The sequence below is a fragment of the Desulfovibrio sp. 1214_IL3152 genome (assembly GCF_036763055.1).
Classification (GTDB): Bacteria; Desulfobacterota; Desulfovibrionia; order Desulfovibrionales; family Desulfovibrionaceae; genus Desulfovibrio.
The window spans coordinates 1-1,555 of sequence record NZ_JBAIYW010000239.1 but is presented as its reverse complement, the minus strand read 5'-3'; the positions used below and the strand labels follow the sequence as shown (position 1 = coordinate 1,555).

2 protein-coding genes are annotated in these 1,555 nt (G+C 61.2%); both read left to right on the top strand.

Going from position 1 to position 1,555, the window contains the following annotated elements:
* Positions 1–393 (top strand): FAD-dependent oxidoreductase (locus tag V6C07_RS05025; RefSeq protein ID WP_333535269.1); only part of this gene is annotated, 393 nt, incomplete at its 5' end.
* A 272-nt stretch (positions 394–665) separates the two neighbouring features.
* A complete protein-coding gene (locus V6C07_RS05020) occupies positions 666–1,493 on the top strand; it encodes a histidinol-phosphatase (RefSeq protein ID WP_333535268.1) in 828 nt (275 codons plus the stop codon).
* Positions 1,494–1,555: the final 62 nt, after the last annotated feature.

Here is a 1,555-nt window from a genome sequence, read left to right as displayed (position 1 = left end):
TTGCAGTTTGCCATGCTCTCCGCGCCGGTATGCTTTAACGGCGACAGCGAAATGCGTCTCGCCTCCGTTACCCTGCAAAAAATGGAACTGGGCGAACCCGACGCCTCCGGTCGCCGCCGCCCCGTCGCCATTGAAGGCGACGTGTACGACCTGCCCACCGATCTCGCCATCGTGGCCCTGGGTACGCGCTCCAATCCCATCCTTCTGGAGGCCACGCCCAAGCTCAAGCTCAACAAGTGGGGCTACATCGAGGCCGATGAGGAAACGGGCGAAACGTCCATCCCCAATGTCTTTGCCGGCGGCGACATCGTTACCGGCGCGGCCACCGTCATCCTTGCCATGGGCGCGGGACGCAAGGCCGGACAGGAAATAGTGAAGCGCCTGCTCAAGTAGGCCGGGGTACTGCGCCAGAACATACGCGGGGAGAGAGCTTCCACTGTCGGTATATGCACCGCCGGGTTGCGGCAGGACAGGGAAAGGCTTTCTCCCCGTTTTTTACTTTTTTCCGTTTTTTGCCGTGCGGCATGCAAAACGCGCCCGCTGCGGCGCGTCCATCCCGCCACATCTTGCCAGCCGGGCCGTTCAGGGTCATACTGCTCCTATAACAGTAACCCTCCCCGCCAATGGGGGCCGGAACCATCCCGGAGCATTCAGGAACACCCGCCATGATTCTTGCAGACCTGCACACCCATACAAAATACTCGCACGGCGGCAACAGCCCGGCTGAAATGCACGCGGCGGCACAGGCCAGGGGCATTGAGCTTATCGGCTTTACCGAGCATTCTCCCCGCCCCGCGGGCTTTGACTATACACACGAGTACCGCGACAAACTCACCCGCCACCTGCCGGACTACGCCCGTGAGGTGCTGGCCCTCAAGGCGGCCAATGCAAATGGCCCCTGCCGGGTGCTTTTCGGCATGGAAATGGACTGGCTGGAAGGGCAGGCAGACTTTACCCGCGCCTCCAGCACCGCCTATGACTTTGACTATCTGCTCGGCAGCGTCCACTTTATCGGGCGCTGGGGTTTTGACGACGGCTCCGACCCGTGGAAGGTCATGTCGCAGGAAGAGTGCGAAATACAGTATACGCGCTATTTTGAAGCCTGGGAGGCCATGCTGGCTTCAGGGATGTTCCATATCGCGGCCCACCCTGACCTTATCAAGATTTTTTCCGTAGAGCAGTTTCACGTCTGGCTGAACAAGCCGCAAAGCCGGGAACTTGCGCGCCGGGGCCTGACCGCCCTGCGCAACTCTGGTATGAGCATGGAAATCTCGTCCGCCGGCATACGCAAGGCATGCCGCGAAATCTATCCCGCGCCGCCCATCATGGTTATGGCTGCGGAAATGGAGCTGCCCATAAGCTTCGCCTCGGACGCCCACGTTACCGATGACGTGGGCTACGGCTTCGCCCGTCTTGCCTCATACGCCAGCGCCTTCGGCTTCAGAGAATACACGGTTTTCGACCGTGGACGGCGCAGTGTTCACCTCTTTTAAAGCCTGCCGGACCACGGGCGCGCAGCCTTTGCAGCCTGGCGGCATGGGCCTGCGGGCTGCGG